This is a genomic window from Crossiella sp. S99.2, from assembly GCF_023094165.1.
GTDB lineage: Bacteria > Actinomycetota > Actinomycetes > Mycobacteriales > Pseudonocardiaceae > Crossiella.
This window is the reverse complement of the sequence record NZ_JALMDK010000004.1, coordinates 490777-515270: the sequence shown is the minus strand read 5'-3', so window position 1 is coordinate 515270 and position 24494 is coordinate 490777. Positions and strand designations below refer to the sequence as shown.

Sequence of the window (24494 nt, the reverse complement as noted above, 5' to 3'; positions counted from 1 at the left end):
CCGGGTCCTGACAACGGGTCAGTGCCTGGACACTCGCGTCAGGTCCGTAGCCGCGGTGACCAAGCAGTCAATGACGAGCAGAGATTCGTCTGGCAGCAGGTCACTGTGTTGTTGATGGAGTTTTCCTAGTCGCATGACACAATCGAGTCGTTCCGCGTCGGAGACGAGCGGGATTTTCTTCACTCCAAAATAGTGGAGCGCGACGGCGGCGGTGTGGAACCACAGGAACGATAGGGTCGTTTCATCAACGAGTCGGTATCCATCGGGTATCTTATGATCGTTGCCGTGGTTGTCAGACATAGTGCCCTCTCTTGCGTGGTGCGTGGCTGAGCCGACCGAAGTTGGTCGCCGCGACGGTGCGCGCGGACGGTTGACGAAGGCGCGGGCCGCGCGGGTCGACTGCGACGTGTCGAGATGCCTCGCCCCGGCCCGCACGCCGTCTGTCCTTTATGGCCGGAGGTCGGGTCAGGCCCCGACGGGTACCCGGTTGCCGGCTTCTCGCGTGTGGATGTGGTTCTCTCCCTGTGGGATACGCACCCCCATGACCAGGTGCAGGAACGCGGCAGGGTCGGTCAGTCCGTCAGCGGCATTGGTGAACACCACGGGGCGAGAAGCAGTGGATTGGGTGTGCACGGTGATCGTGTCGCCAGTGAAGGTGTTCAGCGCATCGAGCAGGTAGGCGGGGTTGAACCGCAACCGGTGACCGTCACTGATCCCCTCGATGGTGGCCGGTTGCGTCGGCGCGGTCACGGCATCGGTGTTCTCAGCGAGTACCGGTGTTACCGAAACCGACGCGCCGGACATGATCACATCGACCTGCCCGTTCTTGTGCCGTTTGGCATCGAGCACGGCGGCGGCCCGACGTGTCGCGGTCAGCAACGCGTCACGCCCGGTCCGTACGATGCCGGCCGCACCGTCGGGGAGAAGTTGCTTGTACGGCGGAGCCTGGGCATCCACGGTGTGTACCGACACCGTGACGGGACCACAGGTCAACGACACCATCGACGGGGCGGTGACGTCGTCGAGTCCGATGCGTACGCGGTCGCCGGTGAACCGCTTGACCACCCGTGCCACCACATGTCCCAACACCAAGGCACGCGCGTTCTGCGCGTCGCGGACGGCGGTGACGGCCGGAAGCGGCGCGACGGCCAGCCGGTACCGGTCGGTTGCCGCCATCGTGACGGCACCAGGGGTGATCTCCAGACCGAGCGCGGTCAGCACGGGTAGCGTGTCATCCTTGCCCGCCGTGACCATCACTCGCGCCATGTCCCGGGCGAAGGCATCCCGGTCGACTTCGGCCAGTGTCGGCACGGCCTCTGGGATAGGCGGATAGTCCTCAAGGGGGTAGGCCGTGACGGGCATCGTGTACCCGGCAAGATCCACTATGGGGGTGCCGTCATCGAGGGTGCGCACGGTGGCCGGCAGTGCGTCGGCTTCCCGTTTGCCGGTGCCCTTGACCAGCGCGCCCAACAGCTTGCTGATCTCGCCATGATCAACCAGCAGGATGCCCGCAACCTGCACGGTACCCGGTATGCGCACGGTCACGGTGGTCTCGTAGTCGGTGGCGCTGATCGTGAGGTGACCCTCGCTGGCCTCCAGGCGCGCCCCGCCCAGAGTGGGTAGGACGGGCCGCGTGGGCACGCCCAGACCTACCGTGGTCAAGGCATCGGCGAGGGTGGCGCGGTCTGTGGTGAAGCTCAGCCGGGCAGCCAACGCGGGACGCGGAAGGCTTGCGGCGGTGGGGGTTTCGGCGGTGGCGGTCATCGTGAGTACCTCCGTGGATCAGTCATGGCCAGTGGGCGGTGGCGGGTCTGCGACGCGGGTTAGGCCGCGGGTGGAACGGAGTGCGTGCGCTGCGTCGGGGTGTAGGGGCCGACGACGTAGGTTCCGTCATGCAACGGCGTGAGTTCCATATGCGGCAACGGTTGCCCCGCGTAGGGGGTGTGCATGATCAGGTGGCCGGCAAGGCCACAGTCGACGTCATCGGGCATCCGGCGAATGGTGAGGGTGAACGCGCCGCGGGGGTCACCGACCGAAATGGACACCGTGACCGAGTCCTGCGACTCGTCGGTGTGCACCGCGGCACTGTTGCACCAGGACACTGGGATGTGTTCCGGATCGTGCGGCCCTTCGCCGGACTCGGGGCCGGTGTCGGTGTGCGGCTCGAAGTCGGGACACCCGGTCTCGCCCAAGTCGGTTTCGTAGCCGGACACGGTTTTGTGCAGCTCTTCACCGCATGCGCGGCACCGATGGGTGGCGGCCGTGTCGGTGGCGAACTCCAGAGTCACGGCGCCAGGGGTGTCCTCGCAGGGTTCGGCGGGGGTGCCGTCGACCAAGAGCGCAGCAAACATCACAAACCTCACAAGGGCGCGAGACGAACAGGATTCGATGACCAGAGGCCCGTGGGCGCGTCGGTATGAGCCGGCCGCGGACGCGGGGACCGTTCAGGAGATGGCGAAGCCGACTCGACCGGCTCGGCATGCCGGGCACGCGATTGTGCCTGTGGTGTCGTCGATACCGGCAGCGTCGTCGAAGTACCACGCGTCGGTGGGGCAGTCCTCAGCCCGGAAGTGCCAGGAGCCGCACTCAGCTCGCCACTGGGCGCCGCAGGCGTCGCAGTCCGCGTCGCAGGTGCTGGCCCCAAATCCCTCAAGGTCGAACAAGTGCGACACCAGGTCGGTGCGGTTCGCCTCGACACCGGCGACGCCGGTCAACCTCGGCACGTGGTCGCCGGTTTCGCCGATCAGGTACAAGCCGGCGGGCACGATGTGGGAACGGTGGCTGATCTCCCACCGACGGGCGTAGGCGTAGCCGTACTGGCTTGTAGGACGGTTGGCATCCCGGCGCAACCAGTAGTCGACCTCGACCAGCGCGAACGGCCGGTGCACTGCCACGCTCGTCACGGTGCGCCCGTCGGAGAGATAACTTTCCGATGAGGACTCGCGGAGTTCGGTGCGTGCGGTGAGGTATCTTGCGGCCGCAAGTTTGCCGAGCACCCCGGAGACGTGACAGTCGGCCACGTCGGGCCGGTCCGGCCGTTGCGGGGCATCGGGTCGGAAGTCGTCCAGGCCGACGCTCACATACGGGGTGACCGCGTAGGCGGTGTCGGCGGAGGTCGCCAACGCCAACGCCTCGTGCAGCCGTCGGCCCCACGGGGTGTCTGCGTTATCGATCATGACGGCGACTGTGTCGGATACATCCACCGTGAGCGAAAAGCGCGACACGGACGTTTCAAGAATAGTCATGGCAGACTACCTTTTCGTTGATCTATGCCGGATTGCCGAATCGGATTTCGAGGTGTGCCGCCCCGTTGTCCGACAACTCTGATTCTACTCTCTTGTGGTCCTGAATCAAGAGGTCTTGTCGAATTTATGGCCCATTTCTGTATTGATCGACAGATGCGCCGGCTGGTGAAATCGATCTTCAGTAGGTCTCGTTTTCGGTGATGAATCAAGATCAAGATAGGGAATAGTTCGCAATGGGGGATCAAGGGTGAAATGGAAAGAATTCAATGAGCATGGGTCTTCGTGTGGCGATTGTTTGCGAAAAGTGGAGAGCGATAGTGGTGAGTGGCCCAGATCTCCTGGCGCGCCCGGCCCGTCTGTTCATTTGCCTGCCGGCATCCAAGTCGGGGGGTGCATGGGTAGGGCGTGGAAGCTCTTGGCCTGCGCGAATAGGCTCGATCGCTCCTGCTGCTCTAGTGGGTAGGCGGATCGGTAATCGGATGGGAAGGGGCATTGGTAGGCAGGCTGAGTTGTAGGTTCTCGCGGCTGGTGTTGATATTGTGCCGTTCGTGTGGTGTTGGCGACATGTCAGCTCTGCCTGGCGCTTGAACCCGTTCGAAGATGGGACTGCAGCTTCCTGCTGGGCGCTGCCGGACTGACCGTGGCGGAGAATGCTCATGGTGATTGGACCAAACGTGATTCAGTGCCCGTCGGTTTCCGTTTTTCGGATAGCGCCGAGGGTTGTCGGGTCATGGTACACGGTTGATGAAAATGTCTTGGCGACGGCATCACCGTGGCGAGTTTCGTTGACACAAAGGGGCTCTTCGAACTTGGCCGGGGTTTTCTGCTCGTGATGTTGCGGGGCAGACGGTGTGAGGGCCAGGCTCTACCCGGACTCGGTTTCCGCCCTGGCGGCAGACGTCAGCGGGCACTGAACGGGTACTCCGTCGCCAGTCGGCGCACGTACGCGCTGATGCGGTGGCGGTCCTCGGGGAAGGCACTGCTCCAGTCCTCCTCCAGGTTGAACCACTTCGGAGGCTGGCCGCTTTCCCCACCGAGCGGCACCTCGCGGCTGATGATGGCGACGTAGGACAGGCCCAGCGTCGGCGACCAGTGGCGCGGTAGGAGCAGACGGTGACGGCGGCCGGGACGGGCAGCAGTTCACCTGGCACGCCGGTCTCCTCCGCGAGTTCACGGGCCGCGGCTGCCCGCGGCGTCTCGCCCGGCTCGACCGTGCCTCCAGGCGGTACCCATCCGCGCACGCGGTGCCGCACGAGCAGGATGTGGCGGTATGACGGTTCGGTGACCCAGACCTCGGCCGCGAGCGGCTCCAGCGGCTTCTGCCGGGCACGTTCCAGCCATGCCCGAGCGTCGTCGAACTCCAAGACGGCAAGGCGAGCGTCGGCGACCGCCGCTTCCACGGTCATCTGGTCAATCACCAGGCTCACCCTATGCCGACACGTGACCGACCGTGATCTGTGTCGGTCGAGGTCATGCACGACGTCCCGCCCGAGAGCATGGATGGTCAGCTGGCGGCGGTGCCGCGCCGTCGCAGGAACTCGGCCAGGTTGACCGTGTCCTGGCCCGGTTGCTGGCCGAGTTCGTCGAAGGTGGTGACCAGCAGCGTCAGCGTTCGCCCGATCGCTTCGTGCCGGCCCAGCCGAGCTTGAGTGCGGATGATGTCGCGATAGACACCTTCGTTGTACGGGTCGAGGGTGCGCAGCTTCTCCAACAGGTCGAGCATCGTGTCCGGCTTGGTCTCGGCGTGGGCGCGAATGAGGATGCCGAGGGCGTCGAGCACATCGCGGCGGGCGGCTTCGCGGTAGGGCTCGATCCAGCATGAGGAGACGTCCTCGGCCAGATGACCGTGGTAGAGGGCGACAGCCTGGTGGAGTGCGTCGATGCAGTCGCTGTCCCTCGGGCTGCCACGGGCGCTGAGCGCCGCCTGGAATCGTCCGCAGTCGGTCGTCACGATGCTCGTGTCGAGCCGGTACCGGCCATCGTCATGGACGATGATCTCGCTTGTGCCGCCGCGGGTTGCCTGGTGCAGGGCTCGCCGCAACATCGACAGTGCGTTGTGGAAGCTGTTGAAGGGGCGAGAAATCGGGCTGTCGGGCCAGACGGCGTCGCTGACCGCATCCCGGCGCGCACCATCGGGGTGCAACGCGAGGTAGACGAGCACCTCGCGTTGCTTGCGGGTCAGTGCCGCGGTGAGGTCCCGGCCAACTCCGTCTTCAAGCAGGACCAGCTGGACGCATCCGAGCACGCGCAGAGCCAGAGGTGGCGTCACAGCGGGCTCGGACACCAGCTCGTCATCCTGGGGCGTCCCGCGGTGAACGCCGTTCCGGTCGGTGTCGACTGCACCAGGCGGGACTACTGAGTCGGGCGGTGTCCCGACCGGCGGGGGCTGTGCGCGGAGTGCCCTCAGCCGCGGTGTCGGGTTCGCATCGGTGAGCCCGGTGGTGTTGGGCGGTTCGGTCAGTTCGAGCCGCGTGCGTTTCTCGAACGTGTCGTCCTGGCCAGGGAGGTGAGGCTCGTTGACATCGACTCGGGTGGGCGCGGCACTGGCGGTCGGCGATGGCTCACCGTGACGGTCAACCGGTTTCCCCGTGGGGTCGGCGGGTCCTTCGGCCTCGCCAAGGACCGTGAGCAGCTCGGTGGCGTCGGTGGCTGGCAGGGTGAAAAGACGAGTTTCGGCCAGGCTGGCGTCGAGGCCGGTGCTGGCCGCGCTGACGGTGCCGTCCGGACGGACGCGGACGGTCGCGCCGGGAGGCCATTGGCCGAGGAGGACGCCCGCCATGCCCAGGGAGGAGCCGTTGTCGAGGACGGCTTGCAGCCGGCGCTCGGCATGTGCGGCCGGGCTGCCGAGCAGGACGAGCGTGCCCGGCGGGCGCGGCGGAGTGGTCCCGTCGATCACGGTTCGGGTCCGGGTGAGGAGTTCGGTCTCCAGCTCGTCCAGGGCGGTGTCGAGGGAATCGACCACGCTGACTGTGGATGGCAGGTGTGCGGGGTCGGCGCTGTCGAAGATGGTGAGCAGGTCGGAGGCGGGCAGCAGGACTCGGACATGCTCGCCGTCCTGGATGTGCTGGGCCAGCAGGTGCAGCAGGAGTGCGCGGGCAGCGGCGGGCGCTCCCGGCCCGAGCAGGCCGAGCCCACGGGTGCTCGCGAGGTTGAGCGCGAGTTCGCATCCGGCGCGCACGCCGACCCGTGCTGGCACGGCAGCGGGCTCGTCGTCCAGTTCGGCAGCGCCCGTCCCGGTGATAGAGATTCGTGCCGGCGGCGGTGGCGCCGCCTCGATGACCTCGACCTCGTCCAGGCCGGTTGGGCCACGGTGATCGTGGGCGGTGCGCAGGGCACGGACCACGGGCGCGATCGGACGGTACAGGTCGGAGCGGTCGCCGCTGCCGATGCGGTAGCGGCGGCGGCGCCACATCCGTACGGACACCGCGGCGGCGCTGGTCACTCCGGCCAGCAGGATGCTGACGAAGGCGCCGGTCAGCAGGTCCAGGCCGGGCTGCCGGGCGGTGTCCTGCTCGTCCGTGTGATCGGCGGAGTCGGCATCGCCGACTGGCGCCTGTGTGCTGGCCGGTGGGGGCGTGGTCTTCGGCGGCTCGGTAGGCGGGGCCGCTGGCTGCCGCCCGTCGGGTGGCCGCGCGACGGGCGGTGCGGGCGAGGGGATGTAGCCGGTGATCTTCCAACCAGGGCGGACGAGGTGGGGCTTGGTCAGGACTCGCTCATCGGGTTGGAGCACCCCGTGGTTCAGTTTGTAGAGTTCGGGCCAGCGGTTCCCGTTGCCGAACATCCGATCGGCGATCCGCCAGAGGCTGTCGTAGACCACGGTCGCGCCCTGGATGTGCGGGAGGCGGACCTCCTCGGTGGCCTTCACCGTCCCCGGCGGCGCGGGCGCCGACCAGTCGAGGGTCATCGTGTCCCGCTGCTGGACGGTGGCCGAAGGCTGGGGCGGGCCGGGATGAAGCGGGGCCGTGACCGCGACCGGTGTCAGGTCGCCGGTGAGCACGGCCGCGGTGGCCGGCGGCGCGGCCGAGGTTCGGTTGCTGAGCAAGGTGAGCACGATGGTCCCGACCAGCGCGGCGGCGAGCCCGCGCAGGGGTCCGGTCGGCCGGACTGCCGGCCAGGTGATGCCGCGGGCCGCGTCGACGGCGCAGCGGGTGATGTCGATGGTGAAGAGGAACCACACGATCCAGCACAGGCATGCCAGGGTGTTGAGCAGGAACCGCGCGCTCATCGGGCCGAGCAGGGTGGCCTCGGCTTCGTCCCAGGTTGGGACGTGGTCAGGCAGTGGCCAGCCCACGAGGTGCACCAGTGCCCAGGGGAGGCCGGCTAGAAGAGCCAACAACACGGCGGCGGCGAGTAGTCCACGCAGCATCCGGCCGACGAACCGGAGCGCGACGACCAGCACCCACCCAGCGTGGTGACGCCTTGTCCCCCGTTCGGCATCGGAGGCTCGCGGGCCGGAGGCGGCCGGACTCACTGCCGCAGCCCAGGCAGAACGACCGAGTCGGATCGCGCCGCCGCCATCCGCACCGGCGTGTGCACGGTGTCTGCGCGAGGTTCAGCGGACGCGGGCAGTGTGGATGCCTGACCTGCCGCCGAGGTCCCTGCCGCGGCAGGGCCTCGGCTCGGGTCCTTCTTCGTGGCGGGTGCGCCAGCGTTGGACCGCTTGCGTTTGACGCGGCCCGTCTTGCGGCAGTCCAGCCATCGTGTGAGATCCGCGACCGGTACCTCGGTGAACCGGGCCAGTTCGTCGATCTCGATGATGTCACTGGACTCAGCGAGCACCTCGCCGAGGTCCCGCTCGATGTCGGCCAGTCGCTCGGCGACGGCGGCGCGCTGGTGGGCTAGCTCGCCGACCCGTTTCGCTGCGGCGGTTCTCCTCGCGCTACGAGCGGCGTCGGCTTCCTCGATGCGCCGTTCGATCTCCTCAATCGTCCCCATCATGCTCTCCTTCTCCACTGCCGCGCCTGGTTCGAGCGGTGGCGCGGGGTCAAGGGATTACGGTCCGGATCTTCCGCGTAGTGGCTCGGCTTGGCCTGTGCCGGTGACGGTTATCGAGTCGATGCCGACCAGGCCGAGTAGCTGCGTGGCTTGACTGACGAGGACGGTCACGTTGACCGTGTTGCCTGCGACGGACACAGTGCCGCTGTGGCCAGCGGCGGCGAGGTAGGCATGCGCGGCAGCGCTCGCCTGGCGGGGTGCCAGTCGCAGGGTGCCGTTGGCGCGGTAGGCGGCCAGATCGATCTCCTGGGCACCGGCCCGTGCGGCTTCCTGTGCTTCGCCCAACGCGCGGACCTTGGCTGCCAGGGCAAGGCCGCCGTCAAGAGTGAGGCCGGCGAACAGCAGGACCGCGGTGACCATGACGATGACGAACGCGGTCACCCGGCCGTCCTCGTCGTGGCGCAGCCATCGCGCTCGGTGGCGCGTCGATACTGTCACCGTCATTCCGCACCTCCTGCTTGGGCCCGCGAGGACGTGCCGCGCCACACGTCGACCGGTGAGGAGAAACTCGACTGGAAGGTGCGCGAGCCGGGAACACCGAGCATGATCAGGTCGCCGAGTCCGACGCTGCACGAGACGGTCACGGTTACCGTGGAACCGGGCTTGAGTCCCTGGGTGTCGGTGGAGACCGACAGCGATTGGCAGGTGATCCCGGCCGATGCCAAGGCCGCGCTGGCGGTGGCCTGGGCGTCGGCGGTGGCTTGCGACGGGGTGCGAGCCAGGGTGGCGGCGCGAGCGGCTTGGTGGGCAACGTCGTTGATCCGCAGTTTGGTGCTCGCCACGCGTCCACACAGGACAACGAACAACAACAGCAGGACCAGCAGTGGAGTGAGCAGAGTGAGTTCGGCCGCGGCCGAACCCCGTTCCTCGCGACGCAGCGCACGAAACCGGGTTCGCACCGATACCGCCCGGGGGCGGGGTTCGCAGGCTGCGGTCATGGCCCCGCTCCGGTGCTGGTCGGTGAGGTGAGTTTCTCAACGGGCCCAACGGCTTCGGTATGAATCGTGAAGGCAACGAACGGGATGAGGTTGATCACGGACCCAGTGATCGTCACCGAGGCTTGGGCGCTGCTCCGCTGGACATCGATCGAGGTCGCGCGCAGCGGGCCGCTTCCCAGCCGCGCGAGGACACGTCGCCCCGCTGAACTGCCCGCGGCTGCGCTGCCACCGGATACCCGTGCCGCGGACAGGGCTTCTGCTGCGGCGGCCTGGGCGATGTGGGTGGCGTGCAGGTAGAGCGCGAACTGCGCGATCATCAGGATCAGCAGTAACAGCAGTGGCGTGGCGATGACGAGTTCGACCGTTCCGGCGCCACGTTGATCCGTCCGCAGTCGGCGCAGTGCGGTCCGCACACGTGTCCGGTGTGGACGATCGCGCGTGTTCGGCGTGACTGGTTGGCTAGGGCGTCGAGGCATCGTGGTCACCGGCCTACAGGTTGATTCCTTTGGCCTTCTGGGTGACCTTGATGACGATGATCGCGATGACCGCGATGGCCAGGGCCGCGAGCAAAGCGGTGACCACGACCGCCTCGGTCGAGTAACCCGCCTCGTCGCGGCGCAGCCGCTCCAGCTCGGCCCGGATGCGGGCGCTGAGGATGTGAACTTCGGTGAACATCGACTTCTCCCTGCGGTTCGCAGTCCGGTGTGGACTGTTCTGGTGGAACTCACAACCCTCCCAGCACGCTCATGAGTGCGGGAAATCCAATGAATACAAGGAATCCGCCGAACAGCATCACCACGGGAAGGCTCATGCGTTCGGTAGCTGACAGAGCTTCGGCTTCGGCGTTGGTGAGTTCGCGGGTGCGCAACGCGGCGGCCTTCGCGGCGAGACTGGCCCGCACCCGGGAGCCTTCAGCGCTGGCAAGGCTGACTGAGGCCGCGAGTTCGGACAGCTGGTGCACATCGAGTTCGGCTCCGAGCCGCCCCAGGGTGACCCAGGGGGTGACGCGGGTGATGCGGGCAGTGATCAGAGCTTGGCGCAGTTGCTGGAATGCCCAGCCGCGACCGACGACGACCGCGTCGGACAGGGCGCCGTCGACCCCGGCGCCGCCGGCCAGCAGGACCCGGATCAGGTTGAGGTAGGCCGACAGGGCAAGCCGGAACGTTGCGCGCCGTCGCTCGGCTTCCTGCCGGACCGTGATATCCGGCAGGAGGAATCCGCCCAGGGCGAGGAGGAGACTCGCGACCGCCGGGATTGTCCAGCCCGGACTGACCTCGGCGAGGATGAGCGTCAGTTGTGTCAACAGTGGCAGCAACAACCCGGTCAACGCCAAGACTGCCTTCTCCGCCAAGTGGCGCTCGACACTCCTTCCGGTGACCGCGAGGTCATTGCGCAGCTTGCGGTTCGGCAGCCCAAGAGCAGCCAGTGACTTGATGAACGGTTTGCCGACCCGCAGTGCCCAGCTGTTGGAGTCCGCGGTGAGGATCGGTGGCGGCGTGGACGTCGCGTGGAGACTCGCGACCAGGGTGCGCAGGGGTGGCCGCGGTGGGAACAGATAGACCACCAGTGCCCACAGCCCAACCCCAAGCCCAGCGCCCCACAGCAACGCGGAGATCACGACCACACCCCCTTCCCCGCGAGCAGCCCGCCGACGTCAGCGTCATGGGTGCGGATCGTGGACAGTTCAGTCAGGAACCGCTCAGGATCACGTGGCCGGGCGATCCTTGCCAGCCAAGCGAACGCGGCAGCGAAGAGGACGCCGACGAGCGCGAGCATGATCTGGCCGAACGCCGAGTCGTAGGGGGCGAGGTAGCCGCGGTTGAACAGCACCAGGCCGACGGCGAAGCTCAGCGTGGTGATCACGATGACCCGCGCGCTGGTCCGGGTGCGGGCCCGACCGGCTTCGACTCGCATCCGCATGGATGCCTGCTCGCGGGCTTCTCCAGCCAGCTCGCCGAGCAGGTCCGCCAACTGGCGGGCCTGGTGTTCGGCGGCCAGCACGAGCGCGGCGATCACCAGATCGGCGGTCGGATCGTGGAGTTGGTCGGCGAGGTGGCGCAACGACGGGGCGAGGCGTTCACCGCGTTCCAGGCGGAGGGCCAGCTCGGTGATCTCCTCGCGGATCGCTGCCGGGCAGGCCGGGGCGGTGGCGAGGATGGCCTGTTCCAGGCCGGCGGCTGCGACCAGGGTGTCGCGCAGCATCTCAGTCCAGGACGCGATCGCTTCGATGCGTGCGAGGTCGCGTTTGTGGTCGGTGTTGGAGCCGAGGATCCTTGGCAGGCTGGCGACCGCGAGCGCGGCGAGAACGGCGCCAACCACCCAGCCGGTCACCGCGCCGACAGCCAGGCCGGCGATCGCCACTGCCACCAGCCAGCCCACCAGTTTGCGGTCTTGGTGCGCGACCCACCACGTGCGCCACCACGGCGATGCCCCACGGTCGCGGGCGGGTCGGCCGCGGTGCAGGCCGGTCCGGATGAACAGGATGCCAACGGCCAGGCCGGCGCCGAGTAGCCCGAACAACGCCACGGTTGGGGTCACAGCCGCCACCACCCGTCGCGGCGAGCGGCCAGCTCAGGGTCGTAACCGGCGGCGACGAGCAGGTCGAGGGTCTCAGTCCGCAACGGGGCGCCCGGCACGGCACGCAGGTCCGGACCCGGCCGCCACACCTCGTTGCTGATGATCTGGCGGTCGTCGGCGTCGACGACCTCGCGAATCGAGGAGACCACCCGCTTGCCCGGATCATCGCGTGGTTTGTCCAGGTGCACCACGAAGTTCAGGGCGCTGGCCACCAGGAGATTGGTCGCCTCCACCGGCAGCCGCTCCGGTCCCTGCACCGCATAGGCGGCCAACTTGGTGAACGCCCCTCGGCTGCTGGAGGAGTGCAGGGTGCCCATGGAGCCGTCGTTACCCATCGACATCGCGTTGCACATCGGGATCACTTCAGGGCCTCGCACCTCGCCGACGATGACCCGATCCGGCGACATGCGCAGCGACTGCCACACCAGATACGACAGCGAGACCTCGCCGACCCCTTCCAGGTTCGGTTCGCGGGCCTGCATCGCGACCACATCCGGATGTGCCTCGGTGTCCTCGCCCAAACCGAGTTCGAATACATCCTCGATGGTGACCAAACGTTCCCACCTCGGGATCGCCGAGGCCAAGGCGCGCAACAGTGTGGTCTTGCCGACCGCGGTACCGCCGGTGGCCAACACGTTCAGCCTCGCCCGGACCAACGCGGCCAGGAACGACTCCAACGCCAGGTCGATCGTGCCAGTCTCCCGCAACCGCGCCAGGGTGATTTTCTGGAAGCGGTGCCGCCGGATGGACACTGACGGACGCGGGGTCACGGCCATGACCGCCGAAACGCGCTCTCCCGTGGGAAGCTGGAAGTGAACCAAGGGCGACCCGCGATCGAAGCGCCGCTCCTCCACTCCGCTGCGGGTGGCCAGGTCGCGGATAAGCTCGACCAGTGCGGTGTCCGAGCTGGCCACCGGTGCCCGGCGAGCCCGGTGGCCATCGGCGTAGCGGACGAAAACGCGGTCGCAGCCGTTGATGTTGATGTTCTCGATCTCCGGGTCGGCCAGCAGAGGTTCCAGACCAGCAAGGCCGAACACCTCGTCGAGCACCGCCTGGATCACGCGCTGCTCGACCTCTGGCGCCACCAGCATCCCGCCGCCCGCTGAGTTCGTCAGCTCCGCTTGGGCGTGGGCCTCGACGGAACTCTCCAGGATCAACTGGGCGAGTTGGCGTCGCTGCTGAGCGCCCATTGGGGCGCGTCCCGCACTCTCGTCGGCGTGGATGCGTTCGCTCAGCCGCTCCGAGAGGTCCTGGCGCAGCCGCCGCCGCAATCGTTCCATCGCCTCGGTTTCCCTGTTGGGCCGGTGCGGCAGCTCTGCCGGGCCGGGCAGGTGCGGCCGGGCCGAATTCGGATCGGCCCCGTTCGACGTGTGCGACCTCTGTGGGTCGTCGAAGGCGTGTGTGCTCATGTGTCCGCGCCGTTTCGTGTCCGGGAACAAAGGGGCTGCAGCGTCGCACCGGAGACTGGGGTGCCGGGAACCGTCTTCCGCCGCGCCGACGGCGGCCCGGTGCCGTCGCGGTTGCCGGCATGCCGGTGCGCCAAGGCCAATATCGCGATTCGGGCCGCGGCCTCGCCGAGCCTGGACTTCACTGGGCTGTGCCGGCTGTTGCTGTGTCCACACAGCACGGCGGCGCCCTTGTCGTCGCGAGGCACGCGCCCCAGCACCGGGATCCTCAGCGCCTGGGACACCGCACGAGTCGGGTAGCCGTCGCCGATCAGCACGAAACAGGGCCTCCGGGACCAGCGCTGGACCTCGCGTAGTTTGAGGGCGACGTGTGCGAGTTCGTCATCGTGTGGACGGGCTACCAGCAACATGGCGTCGGAATTGCGGATGATCGGCAACGCGGGCGAGTCCGGGTCGACCCGGCCGCAGTCAGCGATGACGGTCGTGTCCGGCTGGTCGGCGGCACGCCGCAGTGTCGAGAGCCCGCCGAAGGCCAGCACGGACAACGCTGAGCGGGACTGCTCGGCGCCGACCGGTCCGATCACCGCTCGCAGACCTCCGGGAAGCCGCTGCGTGTGCCGGGCGAGCAGCCCCAGATCGGTGCTGCGGCGGGCTGCGACGGCGAGGGTGACCAGGCTCGGCGCGTCGGCCAGGCGGAACCGGGCCATCAGATCGCCCCCTGCCGGGTCGGCCTCGACCAGGATCGGATTCTGCCCGGCGGGCCATCGGGCGCCCAGAGCGGCGGCCAACGTGGTGGCTCCGGGGGACCCCTTGAGCGAACAGATCGCGAGAAGCATCAGCGAGCACCTCCCGATGTCGCCACCAGGCTGAGCTGCCCGGCCGGTGCCGAGGCCAACGACCGAGCGTCCAATTCGGACAGTTGCAGGGACACGACCGTGGTCTGCTCGGTCTCGCGGGAGGCGATCCCGGTCACCACGGCGGTCCAGCCCGAGGTCTGTGCGTTCTGTGTTCCGGTCGTGGCGCCCTGCGGTGATGTCGTGAGAACCAGCACCGTCGTTCCGGGTGTCAAGTCGGGCGGAAACTGTCCGGACTTTAGACCCAACGCGGCAATCACTTTGCCCTGCAAGGGAATCTGCGGCGAACCTAACGCCGAACGCGTCAGCAACGACCCGGCTGGCAGGCTGAACGCGACTGGCTGTCCCGCCACCGTGGACGCGGCGGATGCCGGGATGGCATCCATTCCGGAGTCCGCCGCCAGGTTCACCTGCTTGAGATCCTGCGCCGCCAGGACCTGTCCCACCGCGACCGGACGGGCCAGGGCAAGCACGCTCTCTCGGTCGCCCAACCGCATCCCGGCCAGCACTCCGCCGACCGAACACGCCACCACCAGCAGCACACCCAGCAGGAGGTGGGGGATGCTCCGGCGCCGGTTCGCGCCGCTCATGCGAGACGACGCTTTGCCGGTGCCGTCACGGCCACCCCACGTACTCGCCAACGCGTCCGGCGTCGGCACGCCCTGCATGGTCGAAACCGAAGTAGCCATCACCAACCTCCTCCAGGCAAAAAGCCATCGCGACGCGTCGACATGTGTTCTTCGACGAGCCTTTCGTGACAAGGTGTTTCGTTGTGACTGCCTGCTTCTTGCTGCGTGATCCGGTGAGCGCGGGTCGGCTCAGTCAACGGACGGACAGGGAGTGGGCCTCCTCAACCCGCACGGTCACGGTCGCGGTGGTGGTCAGATCAGAAAGGCCGCCGCTTTCCCCGCTGCCAGCCCAGGTGATCCGCCATCGGATGGTCGCGGTCACCGGGAACTCGCCGCGGGCGCTGTTACCAGTGACCACGCGGTAGGTGTGGCCACAATCCGGTGAAGCGGCAGCCGGATTGTCCTTGCCGGAGAACGGGGTGCCCGGTCCGCCACAGTGGACGGTGGCACCGTCGCCCATGGTGAAGGAGAGCGTGACTGGAGTGGCGATCGCGGTCACTGACAACGCCGGAACCCCCGCGGTCGCCGAAACCGGTCGCCAGCGCACCGGGTCGATCCACAGCCAGGTCGGCAGGTTGACCAGTTGGGCTTTGCTCGGGCTGAACGAGATGACCGGGATTGGTGGGCGTAGCCGCGATCTCGCCTGCACGGCGAGTTCACGCGGCGACGGTGGGGGCGGGACCGCTCCCGGGGACAGTACGACCCAGCCTGGGGCCTCGCCCTCGCACTGCTTGAGGTAGTAGCGCGACCCGGGAGCCAAGGGCGGGCCGGACGGCTCGTTAGGGCGGAAGGCCAAGGAGTTCAGGGTCGCCGGATCGTCCACCGGCGTGTAGACGCAGACCGGCTTCGCGTTGCCCGCCGGGGCCGCCGGGCCGGGGCGTGATCCGGCACCCGCGACCGAGTTCTGCCCGGCGAACACCTCGCACTCGGGGCTGTCGCCCTGGCCGCAGCCGATGTGCGACCAGACTCCGCCTCGGGGTGGGCCCGCCTGCGCGGTCGCGGGCAGCAGCGCCGCCAAGCAAACCACCGTCGCGGAGAGGAACATCGCGGTCAGCATGACCCCACCTCCAGCATCGCGAAGTCGGTGACCACCCACCGGCCGGCAACGACTTTGAGCCGGGCCTGGATCTTGCGACGCCCTCCGCTGGAATCCGGCACCCGCACACCGGCACGCGTGTACTTCGCGGTCTCCCCGTCGTCCCCGCAGTCGGCGACCCGGGCCTCCCGGGGATCCCGCGGCGGGGTCAACTCGGTGACTGTGGGGGCGGTCTTGACCCGGCCCTTGGTCACCACGCCGTTGTCGCTGTCGATGCGTAAGCTTCGGATGATCTTGTCCAGGGCGAAATCCGCGGCGTGCTGGGACAGCTCCGGCGCGGTGGGGTCGGAGCGTTCCGCGGCCGTGCTCATCGCGGCCCACATGCCGTCGTAGGCCGCCAGTACCTGGTCCTGGACCGACCGCGTCGGTGGTTCTGTGCTAGTGGCCACGTTCGCCGCCGGACCGCTGGTCGAGGGGCGCGCGACCGTCTGCTGTTCGCACCCGCTTGTGGCGATGCCCATCACGACAACGAGCAGGGGTATCGCGTACCTCCTGGCGAGATGACAGTGGTGGATATGCACGACAACCTCCGGGGTGAACTTCGAGATTCATTTCAAACTGGTTGTACAGGGCCGGGTCCAGGCTCGCGCAAACGCGAGTGTGGACCCGCGACACCTTGTTCACACTATTGGGCTAATCATTGCGTCCAAGGTAATGATCCAGATCGATTGTGCGAGTAGCGTGGTTTTCGGGCGCGGTCCCGCGCTCTGGCGTTGCGGCGGAATTCGAGCGTTGCGGCACAGAAACGAAGTCCGGCACCGGTCGATGGCGCTTGCCTCTCGGAGGAGCTGTGGACAGTGCGCTGGTCGCGGGCTGGACCGCGTTGGGCGGTGCGGCAGGTGTAGCGCTCGCCTGGCGGTTACCGGTGCCGGTCAGGGCAATGGTCGGGATATGCGCCGCCCTGGCGTGGCTGGCCCTGGCCGGGCGATTCGGTGGGCGCCCCGTACTGCTCGCGTTCGGCTGGTTCGCGGTGGTCGGGGTTGTGCTGGCAGCGACCGACCTGGTCGAGAGGCGCCTGCCGAACCGCCTGACCCTGCCGAGCTACCCGGCCCTGCTGGCGCTGTTCACGCTGGCCGCAGCCGCGGAGAAGGATCATCGGGCGCTCGTCCGAGCCGTGCTCGTCACCGCGGTCGCGCTGGTCGTGCATCTGGTGATCTACCTCGGCGCCCCTGGCCAACTCGGGGCCGGCGACGTCAAGGCGTCCGGATTGTGCGGGCTGGTTGTCGGTTGGCTGGGCTGGTCAGCGGCTGGCTCGGCGCTCCTGCTCTGCTACCTGACCGCCGCGATCACGCTGGCTGTGGCGCGGGTGGCCGCGCGGCTTCGACGGCGTGGCCGGGTCGGCGAAGTCCCTCTCGGTCCGTTTCTGATCGGTGCCAGCCTGTTGGTGTTGCTCCTCGGCCACACTTGGCCTTGGCCGCCCACACTCTGATCAGCTACTTCACCCACCATCGGGCGGGCCGACCACCCACCTGGGGGGAGGGAGGGTGGCCGGCCCGATGCACGAGCTACTGCTCGTGCGGCGAGGGTGCCTGAGGCAGATCGCAGTGTTTCGTGGTGCGTTTGAGGAAGTCCGCGATCACCCAGCCACCACCCACGAGTTCACGAACGAAGATGTGCTGTTCGCTTGGATGCGGGTAGGAATTCTGCTCGGCCCACACGATGTCGTCCCGGCGCAGTATCTTGAAGCTGGGCTTGGAGTAAATTTCCGACGGTGTACGGTGCACCCCTGCCGTGTTGAGTACCCGGTACTCGCAGGTGACGCCCGGTCGGCTGGAGTCGATCTCGCTGAGGGTGGCGGGGTCTCCAGCTGTCCCGCCAATAAAGCCTGCTATCGCAATTGCGGCAACATTTTTCGCACCTGCGTGCATAGTCACTCCCGGTCAGGTCGATGAACGTGCTCAACTCGTGCGCACTCTGCCTACCGGACGCTTCCCGACTTGCGTCAACGCGAGCATGGACTCGCATTGGTGCAAGCATGGGCACTTCTCTTCTCTGAGTGCAACCAGAAGTGTGAAGGTTTCTGAACTTGCGTCAGTGCGAGTCGCACTTGCGGTTCCGCGAGCAAGGGAACAGCGAGTAGACCTGATGAAGAACCTGCTTTGGGAGAACTCGATGTCGATGCGATCTTGTATGTACACGCCAATTCTGCTGTGCTCGGCCGCGATGCTCACAGGCTGCGGGACACACGAGCTGCACCAGGCCACGCCGTTGCCGTCCGCAACCTCGACCAGCGCCGTGTCGCCCGCATCGTCGGGTTCAGCAGTCGCGGACGTGCCCGGGGTCGGCAGCAACGCCGCGCGGCTGGCGATTGATGCCTACCGGGGCATGTGGCACGAGTTTACCGTTGCCGCGGCCACGTCGAACCATTATTCGAACGGGCTCGCGCTGTATACCTCAGCTCCGGCCCTTACCGATATCCGCGGACTTCTCTACGCCGACTCCATCGCCGGACTGATCACGCTGGGTTTGCCGGTCACCGCGCCGCGAGTGAAGGCTGTGCGGGTTCCAGAGTTTCCTGTCGAGGTAGACATTGTCGACTGTGTCGATGTCTCACGCTGGCGAAAATATAAGGCACGTGGAGGAGTTGCGGATTCTTCGCCTGATCGTCGGATTGTCGATGTCACTGTCCGCAACAACGATGACAGGTGGAAGGTCACGGCGATCTTGATACGTGAGGCCCGGTCGTGCTGAGCCCTTAATTGGGCTGCCGGCAGCGACTGGCCTCGCGCAACACCCGGACGACATCCTCCCCGAACGGAGTCAGTCGATATTCCGCGCCGGGCTGAAACCCTCCAGGCAGTTCTCGCCGGCTGAGCACTTCCTGCTGAACGAGATTGTGCAGGTTCCGGGCAAGTGTGCTGTCGTGCAGCACATATCCTGGCATGAGCTGCTCGCGTTCTATGACCATCTTCAGTTCGGAGAACAGCAATGGCCGCTCCCGCAATGCTCGAACTATTGCGAGAGCCCAGTCTCCACGAATGACGTGGGTGACCCGTTGGACCGCTGTCCAGTCGATATCGTTGGTCATGACTGCTTCTCCCCTTGTTCGGCCGCGGCAACTCCCCGCCGACTGCCTGCCGTATCCCTGCGTTCCGGTCAATCGCTCGACAATCTCCTCACCGCTGGGTTGCGGATAAAGGCTCCGTCGAGCGGGAAAGTCGCACCGCGTACCCAAACACTTCCCGAACATCAGTTCTCGGCCGGCTCGTCGCGGCGAAGTTCATCAATCTCATCTGTGGCCACCTCCTACACCCGCACCGAGGTACACGAAGCACTCGCGCACCGCGGTCATCGTCTTCGCCTCCAGCAGTGCCGCGTCGGCATGCTTCAGCGCTTCCTCTATCCCTATGGCGCGCCCGTAGCTCGCCGACAGGAACGCCGCCCCGACCGCAGCGGTTACCGCAATCGGCACCGTGCCGCTCCCGTGCACGGATGGGGCCAGGACTTCCAACTCCCGCACGACCCGGGTGATCCGGCGGGCCATGGTGATCACCTCACCGGCCTCTGCCACCGAGCACAGCGCAACGAACTCGTCGCCGCCATACCGGGCGAGCACATCCTGCTGCCGGACAGCGGTTCGCAGGGCCGCGGCGACCGCGCGGAGCACCGCGTCGCCGGCAAGGTGACCGTGCCTGTCGTTGACAGTCTTGAACTCGTCGATGTCGAGGATGAGCAAGGCAACGGCGGCATCACGGGCCGCGGCATGTTCGATCGCGCGTGGAGCCTCGATATCCCAGTCCCATCGGTCCAGGAGCCCAGTCACACGATCGAACCTCGGCGAGTCGACAGCGTGCCCGCACGCGGGGCAGGACCGCGCCTGCGCCTCGGCCCGGCCAGCACTAGACGTGGTGGTAGCTGCCAGCTGGTCGGGTTCCGCCGCGCGGGTGCCGCGCTGTCCATCGTCCGGGTGAGATTGGGCGGGTGGCGGCCCGGAACCTGGGGCAGGGCACCTGGTGGCGGACATATCCTCGTCTCCTCTGACCGGCTCGCTCGCTGTTCGTAGCGGACTGTCACGTTCAGTGTCGGCGAGGGCGGCTAGAGAAGACCAGGGGAGAGGGGTCTTCAGATGAACGGAAGACGCGAGACGACGCCGGAAGCCACCGAACTTGCTGACTTCGGCGCCCGTATGCGCGAGTTCCGGGAAGAGCGTGGACTGTCCCTCGCTGATCTACACCTGTGCACTCATATCAGCAAGGGCCACCTGGGCAACCTGGAGCAAGGCAAGCGCCAGCCGAGCCCCGAGATCGCGTTGACCATCGACCGAGCGCTGTATGCCCAAGGCGAGTTGGCCGCCCTGGCCGGAGCGGCGCGGCGAACCAGAGCCCACCACCGCGCCCGGCCTGCTGAACTGCCCGCGGCCCGTCACTTCGTCGGCCGGGTCCGCCAGCTCGACCTGTTGCAGCAGGCACGGCAACGCGCCAGCCTGATCACCATCGACGGCCCAGCTGGGGTAGGTAAGACCGCGCTGGCCGTCCGGTGGGCGCACGACATCGCGAAGCACTACCCAGACGGGATCCTCTACACCGACCTACGCGGGTACGCCATCGACCAGCCAATCGAGCCAGTGGTCGCTCTTGGCCGGATGCTCAACTCCGTCGGCATCGGCCCCTCGGCCATGCCCAACACCCTCGATGAGCGGACCGCCCTGCTCCGGACCCAGTTGGAAGGCACCCGGACCTTGATGGTCCTGGACAACGCTGCGACCGCTGAGCAAGTCCGCCCATTGCTGCCCGGCTCATCCACCTGTCTGGTTGTGGTGACCAGCCGCAGTCGTCTGTCCGGGCTGTCCGTCCGTGACGGTGCCGTCCGCGTGACGCTACGGCCGATGTCCCTGGACGACGCCCTGGTGCTATTGCGGGGCATGGTCGGCGCCCGGGTCGACGACGAGCCCGACGCCGCGAGCACGCTTGCCCGCCAGTGCGGCCTGCTGCCTCTGACGCTGCGCATCGCAGCCGAACGGGTGGCGCTCCTGGAGAACATGACTCTGGCCGAGTTGTCCGAACAGTTGTCCCCGGCGCGCCGCCGCCTTGACCTGCTCGCCACGGAGGACGAGTCCTCCGCCGCACGGGACGTCTTGTCCTGGTCCTACAAGGCGCTCGCGCCCAAGACCGCGCGGCTGTTCAGGCTCATCGGCCTGCATCCGACCGACGGCGTCACCACCGAAGCCGCCGCTGCCCTGGTCGGCACGAGCCGGGACGAAGCACAGCAGCAGATGGACGCGCTGGCCGCGATCCACCTGATCGAACCGGTCACGACCAACCGCTATTCGGTTCACGATCTTGTCCGCGATTACGCCACCGACCTTGCCCTCGCACACGAGCCTGAGCCAGAACGCCACGCGGCCATACACCGTGCTGTCAGTTTCTACTTGCACAGCGCGCACGCCGCGGCTCACTTGCTCTGGCCCCATCGCGCGTTGCCGGCTGTGCATGCGGCCGAGGACGCGGCCGAGCCGCTTGCCTTCACCACCAAGCACGAAGCCATGCAGTGGTGCGAGACCGAACTGCTCACGTTGGCCGCGGCGACCGCCGCGGGCACGAAGCGGAAACTCGACGAGGCGGTGTTCCTGCCCGTGGCCCTCAACGACTTTCTGTACCACCGGCACCCCTGGCAGTTGTGGAAGCCGGTGGTGCAGGACGCGAAGGACCTCGCCCAGCAGCTAGGACACGGGCATGCTCACGCCACCCTGACCCACATCCTCGGCAACGCCTACCTCGATCTACAGCAGAACGAGGAGGCCCTGGCCAGCTACCAGCAGGCGCTCTCCACCCGGGAGGACCTCGGCGACCATGCTGGACAGGCGTGGAGCCATCTGGGGCTCGGCAGGACTCACGACGTACTCGGCGACCATCCATCGGCCCGTCTGCACCTGGAAGAGGCCAGACGGTTGTTCTCCAGCGTCGGCGACCAGTGGGGTTATGCGATCACCACCTCGTACTTCTCTGAAGCTTGCCGGGACAGGGGCCAGATCGAGGAGGCGCTGGAACACGTAACCGCGGCACTGGAAGTGTTCGAGCAGATCGGCGAGCGCCAGTCGGCGGGATGCGCACTGAAAAAGATCGCTTCCTACCAACGCGACCAAGGCAACGTCGATCAGGCGATGCAGGCCCTGAACCGTGCCCTTGCCGCGTTCGCTGACTCCGACGACCTGTGGGGACAGGCCGACACCCTGCGCACGCTCGGACAGCTCCACCTTGACCGCGGTGACCTGGAGGATGCGCACGCGTCGTGGAACGCCGCGGCGGATTTGCTCAGCGACGTGAACGAGCCCAGCGCGGCCGAGATGCGTCACCGGTTGCTGGACACCCTGCGGGCCAACGAAACCGTCCCGCCCCGCCCAACGCCGAGGGAGACCCCGTGACCTACCTCGCCTTCGACCCGGCCGCCCGAGCCTGGACGAGCGCGTCCAGGCTCGGCGCTGTGCCCGTGCCGGAACTCCTCGGACGACTCGACATCGACGAGGACAGCCTCGACTGGGCAGCACGCGACTACGGCGGGCTGGTGCACCACCAGCCTCTCGCAGTCGCGCGCCCGACCCGTGCCAGCGACATCAGTGCGATCCTGCGCTTCGCCGCGGACCATTCCCTGCCGGTCGTCCCCCGTGGACAGGGCCACTCGCTGGCCGGCCAGGCCCAGGCATCCGGCGGGATCGTCGTGGACATGCGGGGCCTCCACCAGGTTCACGAGGTCACGCCCGAGCACATCGTGGTCGACGCCGGTGCGCAGTGGAGCCGGGTGCTCCAGGCAACCCTGCCTCTCGGGCTCACCCCACCAGTGCTCACCGACTACATCGGACTGTCCGTTGGCGGCACACTGTCAGTCGGCGGCCTCGGCGGAACCAGCCATCAACACGGCGCCCAGACCGACAACGTCCTCGCGCTGCAGGTGATGACCGCTGACGGCACACTGCTGCACTGCTCGCCCCAGGAACAGCGCGACCTTTTCGACTCCGTCCGAGCCAACTACGGTCGCAGCGGCATCATCACCCGCGCGACCCTGCGCCTCGTGCCGGCACCGGACATCGTGCGCTGCCGCAAGCTGAAATGCCCATCCCTCACCAGCTTCCTCAACGCACAACGCCATCTGGTCCGCGACGGCCGCATCGACCACATCGAGGGCCACATCAAGCTCGGAGACACCGGGGCGCTTTCCTTCGAGGTTGAAACAGCCGCGTTCACCGACGCCGCAGACGAGGCCACGGCGCTGGAAGGCTTCGAACGCGAGGCCCCGACTCGACTTCCGTACTGGAACTTCGCCAACCGCCTGGAAGAGGGCGAACTCGTCATCGGTGAGGCAGGCATCGACCAGTCCCCGCACCCTTGGTGCAACGTGCTCCTGCCCGATGAAGCCGCGGAGAGCTTCCTCACCTCGGCCGGCGCCGACCTCCAGGACCAGCTGTACGGGGCGGTCGGGTTGCTGCTGGCCTACCCGCTGCTGACCTCCAGGATCACTACTCCTCACCTGAAATTGCCAGCGGGCGAACTGATCCACCTTGCCGCGGCACTCCGCCACGCCGACAGCGACTTCCCCGAGGCGATCATCTCGATGACCGCGTCGAACAACCGGTGGTTCCACGACGTCACTGCTGCGAACGGCACCCTCTACGCGCACCCGTTCGTCCGCGGGTGAGCTGACGAGCGATTCGCACGAGGCGCCGCTAATGACGGGTGCTGGCCCGCCAGGGGGGAGGGGCAGACCAGCACCCAACTCGTGGAGCCGCCAAAGGGGGGAGGTAGGCGACCCCACGTCATCACAGCGTAACCATGCTCGATCCCCGGTGGGGCGGATGCCCGCAGCATCGCTCACCCGGGTGACACCGTCGCGCGCTGCTTCTCAACGAGCTTCCGGGATGTTGCGCAGCACGGCCCTTGCGATCGCCTCCGCATACTCGCATGCGTTGGGATACAACGGCTTGGTCAGGTCGGCCGCGAGTAGGTTCACCTCGAAGCTCTGCTCGTCACCGACCCCGACATGCAGATTGCACGACTTCTTGTCATCCTCGGTCCGCACCGCCGGATAGCCGTCCACAGTGGCCGATGTGAAGGCGGGGAACTCCGACCTGCGCCGGTATAGCTGTTCCAGACCGGCGTCCTTGTACCTCTTGGTCACTCGGAGGTTGGCGATCGCGGACTTCCCTTTGTCGAAGTCAAGCCACGAGCACCGCCCGTAATTCTCCAGCGAGTAGTTCGACTCGAACTCATCGGTGTCGATGCCCAACTCGGTCTGCTGTGCCTTGGTCAGCAGACTGCACGGTGGCACTTCCCGCAGCTGTTTGGGCTGGCTTACCGGCGGTGGGGTGGCGGGCGCCGGCGGCGCGGAAGTGGTGCTGGAGACGGAGGTGGTGGTCGGGGTCGGGTACCAGACGGTGATGCCGCACCCGGACAGGGCCACAGCCATGCCGACCGCGATCCCGCTGCGCAGCAATGCCATCCCTGCACGGCCGCGCATCGCCCCGAACGTAGTGCCGCTCATCCGTTCATCCAGCTGATGTCGGCGAAGTCCACGTCGTCATCACCCGCGGGCCGCCGGGGTTTCACCGGGGCAGGCTGGGGCTGGTCGCCTTCCTGTTTCTGCTCGACCTCGTGCAACAGATCGAACACCGCGGTGGCACTAGCCTGGGCCAGCGCTCGGTAGTGGGCCTCTTCCTCGCGGGACTCGGCGGCCACCCGCTCGGCGCGCGCGTCCATCTCGGCGCTGAGGTGCTCCAGCCGGTACAGGTAGGCCGTCAGCTGATCCATGTGCTTCGGTCTCCTT

26 protein-coding genes are annotated in these 24494 nt (G+C 67.3%); 4 read left to right on the top strand and 22 right to left on the bottom strand.

The features are described 5' to 3' along the window. Positions 1 to 465: 465 nt before the first annotated feature. From MZC64_RS18130 to MZC64_RS18050, 17 genes are all read right to left on the bottom strand, one after another. Positions 466 to 1764: a DNA polymerase III subunit beta gene (locus MZC64_RS18130; RefSeq protein ID WP_247757886.1), complete on the bottom strand. Its 1299-nt coding sequence runs from the start codon at positions 1762 to 1764 to the stop codon at positions 466 to 468. Positions 1765 to 1823: 59 nt separating this feature from the next. Next, on the bottom strand, positions 1824 to 2351 hold the full coding sequence (locus MZC64_RS18125; protein ID WP_247757885.1) for a hypothetical protein: 528 nt from the start codon (positions 2349 to 2351) through the stop codon (positions 1824 to 1826). 93 nt (positions 2352 to 2444) lie between these two features. Beyond that, positions 2445 to 3245 carry a hypothetical protein gene (locus MZC64_RS18120; RefSeq protein ID WP_247757884.1) on the bottom strand — a complete coding sequence of 267 codons (801 nt, stop codon included), beginning with the start codon at positions 3243 to 3245 and terminating at the stop codon, positions 2445 to 2447. A 767-nt stretch (positions 3246 to 4012) separates the two neighbouring features. Then, positions 4013 to 4651 carry an NUDIX domain-containing protein gene (locus MZC64_RS18115; protein ID WP_308301037.1) on the bottom strand — a complete coding sequence of 213 codons (639 nt, stop codon included), beginning with the start codon at positions 4649 to 4651 and terminating at the stop codon, positions 4013 to 4015. A 98-nt stretch (positions 4652 to 4749) separates the two neighbouring features. Next, complete coding sequence (locus MZC64_RS18110; protein ID WP_247757883.1) at positions 4750 to 7644, bottom strand: BTAD domain-containing putative transcriptional regulator; 2895 nt, start codon at positions 7642 to 7644, stop codon at positions 4750 to 4752. 68 nt (positions 7645 to 7712) lie between these two features. Then, positions 7713 to 8180: a hypothetical protein gene (locus MZC64_RS18105; RefSeq protein ID WP_247757882.1), complete on the bottom strand. Its 468-nt coding sequence runs from the start codon at positions 8178 to 8180 to the stop codon at positions 7713 to 7715. Positions 8181 to 8237: 57 nt separating this feature from the next. Next, entirely contained in the window at positions 8238 to 8621 is a 384-nt protein-coding gene (locus MZC64_RS18100) for a pilus assembly protein TadG-related protein (protein WP_247757881.1), read from the bottom strand. 59 nt (positions 8622 to 8680) lie between these two features. Then, positions 8681 to 9139 (bottom strand): TadE/TadG family type IV pilus assembly protein, encoded by a 459-nt coding sequence (locus tag MZC64_RS18095; protein ID WP_247757880.1) that lies wholly within the window; start codon positions 9137 to 9139, stop codon positions 8681 to 8683. 35 nt (positions 9140 to 9174) lie between these two features. Then, complete coding sequence (locus MZC64_RS18090) at positions 9175 to 9591, bottom strand: TadE/TadG family type IV pilus assembly protein (protein WP_247757879.1); 417 nt, start codon at positions 9589 to 9591, stop codon at positions 9175 to 9177. Positions 9592 to 9667: 76 nt separating this feature from the next. Beyond that, entirely contained in the window at positions 9668 to 9853 is a 186-nt protein-coding gene (locus MZC64_RS18085) for a hypothetical protein (protein ID WP_247757878.1), read from the bottom strand. Positions 9854 to 9902: 49 nt separating this feature from the next. Beyond that, positions 9903 to 10796, bottom strand: a complete 894-nt coding sequence (locus tag MZC64_RS18080) for a secretion system protein (RefSeq protein WP_247757877.1) — start codon at positions 10794 to 10796, stop codon at positions 9903 to 9905. Beyond that, positions 10793 to 11725, bottom strand: a complete 933-nt coding sequence (locus tag MZC64_RS18075) for a type II secretion system F family protein (protein WP_374205767.1) — start codon at positions 11723 to 11725, stop codon at positions 10793 to 10795. Before MZC64_RS18075 ends, MZC64_RS18080 begins: the two co-directional genes overlap by 4 nt. Then, the gene (locus MZC64_RS18070; protein WP_247757875.1) at positions 11713 to 13164 is read right to left on the bottom strand and encodes a CpaF family protein; all 1452 of its coding nucleotides are present in this window, start codon (positions 13162 to 13164) and stop codon (positions 11713 to 11715) included. Before MZC64_RS18070 ends, MZC64_RS18075 begins: the two co-directional genes overlap by 13 nt. Then, positions 13161 to 13997, bottom strand: a complete 837-nt coding sequence (locus MZC64_RS18065; RefSeq protein WP_247757874.1) for a chromosome partitioning protein — start codon at positions 13995 to 13997, stop codon at positions 13161 to 13163. The genes MZC64_RS18070 and MZC64_RS18065 overlap by 4 nt, the downstream gene beginning before the upstream one ends. Further along, on the bottom strand, positions 13997 to 14704 hold the full coding sequence (locus MZC64_RS18060; protein WP_247757873.1) for an SAF domain-containing protein: 708 nt from the start codon (positions 14702 to 14704) through the stop codon (positions 13997 to 13999). Before MZC64_RS18060 ends, MZC64_RS18065 begins: the two co-directional genes overlap by 1 nt. Positions 14705 to 14837: 133 nt before the next feature. Continuing rightward, a complete protein-coding gene (locus MZC64_RS18055; protein ID WP_247757872.1) occupies positions 14838 to 15701 on the bottom strand; it encodes a hypothetical protein in 864 nt (287 codons plus the stop codon). Beyond that, complete coding sequence (locus tag MZC64_RS18050; RefSeq protein WP_247757871.1) at positions 15695 to 16129, bottom strand: hypothetical protein; 435 nt, start codon at positions 16127 to 16129, stop codon at positions 15695 to 15697. The genes MZC64_RS18055 and MZC64_RS18050 overlap by 7 nt, the downstream gene beginning before the upstream one ends. A 401-nt stretch (positions 16130 to 16530) precedes the next feature. Here MZC64_RS18050 and MZC64_RS18045 point away from each other — a divergent pair, with 401 nt between their 5' ends. Further along, complete coding sequence (locus MZC64_RS18045) at positions 16531 to 17169, top strand: prepilin peptidase (RefSeq protein WP_247757870.1); 639 nt, start codon at positions 16531 to 16533, stop codon at positions 17167 to 17169. 76 nt (positions 17170 to 17245) lie between these two features. Here the strand turns inward: MZC64_RS18045 and MZC64_RS18040 are convergent, their stop codons facing one another. Next, the gene (locus MZC64_RS18040) at positions 17246 to 17608 is read right to left on the bottom strand and encodes a hypothetical protein (protein WP_247757869.1); all 363 of its coding nucleotides are present in this window, start codon (positions 17606 to 17608) and stop codon (positions 17246 to 17248) included. A 217-nt stretch (positions 17609 to 17825) separates the two neighbouring features. Here MZC64_RS18040 and MZC64_RS18035 point away from each other — a divergent pair, with 217 nt between their 5' ends. Beyond that, positions 17826 to 18431, top strand: coding sequence for a hypothetical protein (locus tag MZC64_RS18035; protein ID WP_247757868.1), 606 nt, complete (start codon positions 17826 to 17828; stop codon positions 18429 to 18431). Positions 18432 to 18435: 4 nt separating this feature from the next. Here MZC64_RS18035 and MZC64_RS18030 read toward each other — a convergent pair whose 3' ends face one another. Continuing rightward, positions 18436 to 18768, bottom strand: a complete 333-nt coding sequence (locus tag MZC64_RS18030) for a helix-turn-helix domain-containing protein (RefSeq protein WP_247757867.1) — start codon at positions 18766 to 18768, stop codon at positions 18436 to 18438. Between the two features lie 201 nt (positions 18769 to 18969). Continuing rightward, positions 18970 to 19503, bottom strand: a complete 534-nt coding sequence (locus tag MZC64_RS18025) for a GGDEF domain-containing protein (RefSeq protein WP_247757866.1) — start codon at positions 19501 to 19503, stop codon at positions 18970 to 18972. A 303-nt stretch (positions 19504 to 19806) separates the two neighbouring features. Between MZC64_RS18025 and MZC64_RS18020 the strand changes: the two genes are divergently transcribed. Together MZC64_RS18020 and MZC64_RS18015 are read left to right on the top strand one after the other, a co-directional pair. After that, entirely contained in the window at positions 19807 to 22101 is a 2295-nt protein-coding gene (locus MZC64_RS18020) for a tetratricopeptide repeat protein (protein WP_247757865.1), read from the top strand. Beyond that, positions 22098 to 23369 carry an FAD-binding protein gene (locus MZC64_RS18015; protein WP_247757864.1) on the top strand — a complete coding sequence of 424 codons (1272 nt, stop codon included), beginning with the start codon at positions 22098 to 22100 and terminating at the stop codon, positions 23367 to 23369. Before MZC64_RS18020 ends, MZC64_RS18015 begins: the two co-directional genes overlap by 4 nt. 204 nt (positions 23370 to 23573) lie before the next feature. Here MZC64_RS18015 and MZC64_RS18010 read toward each other — a convergent pair whose 3' ends face one another. Beyond that, a complete protein-coding gene (locus MZC64_RS18010; protein ID WP_247757863.1) occupies positions 23574 to 24188 on the bottom strand; it encodes a DUF3558 domain-containing protein in 615 nt (204 codons plus the stop codon). A 20-nt stretch (positions 24189 to 24208) separates the two neighbouring features. Continuing rightward, the gene (locus MZC64_RS18005) at positions 24209 to 24478 is read right to left on the bottom strand and encodes a hypothetical protein (RefSeq protein ID WP_247757862.1); all 270 of its coding nucleotides are present in this window, start codon (positions 24476 to 24478) and stop codon (positions 24209 to 24211) included. Positions 24479 to 24494: the final 16 nt, after the last annotated feature.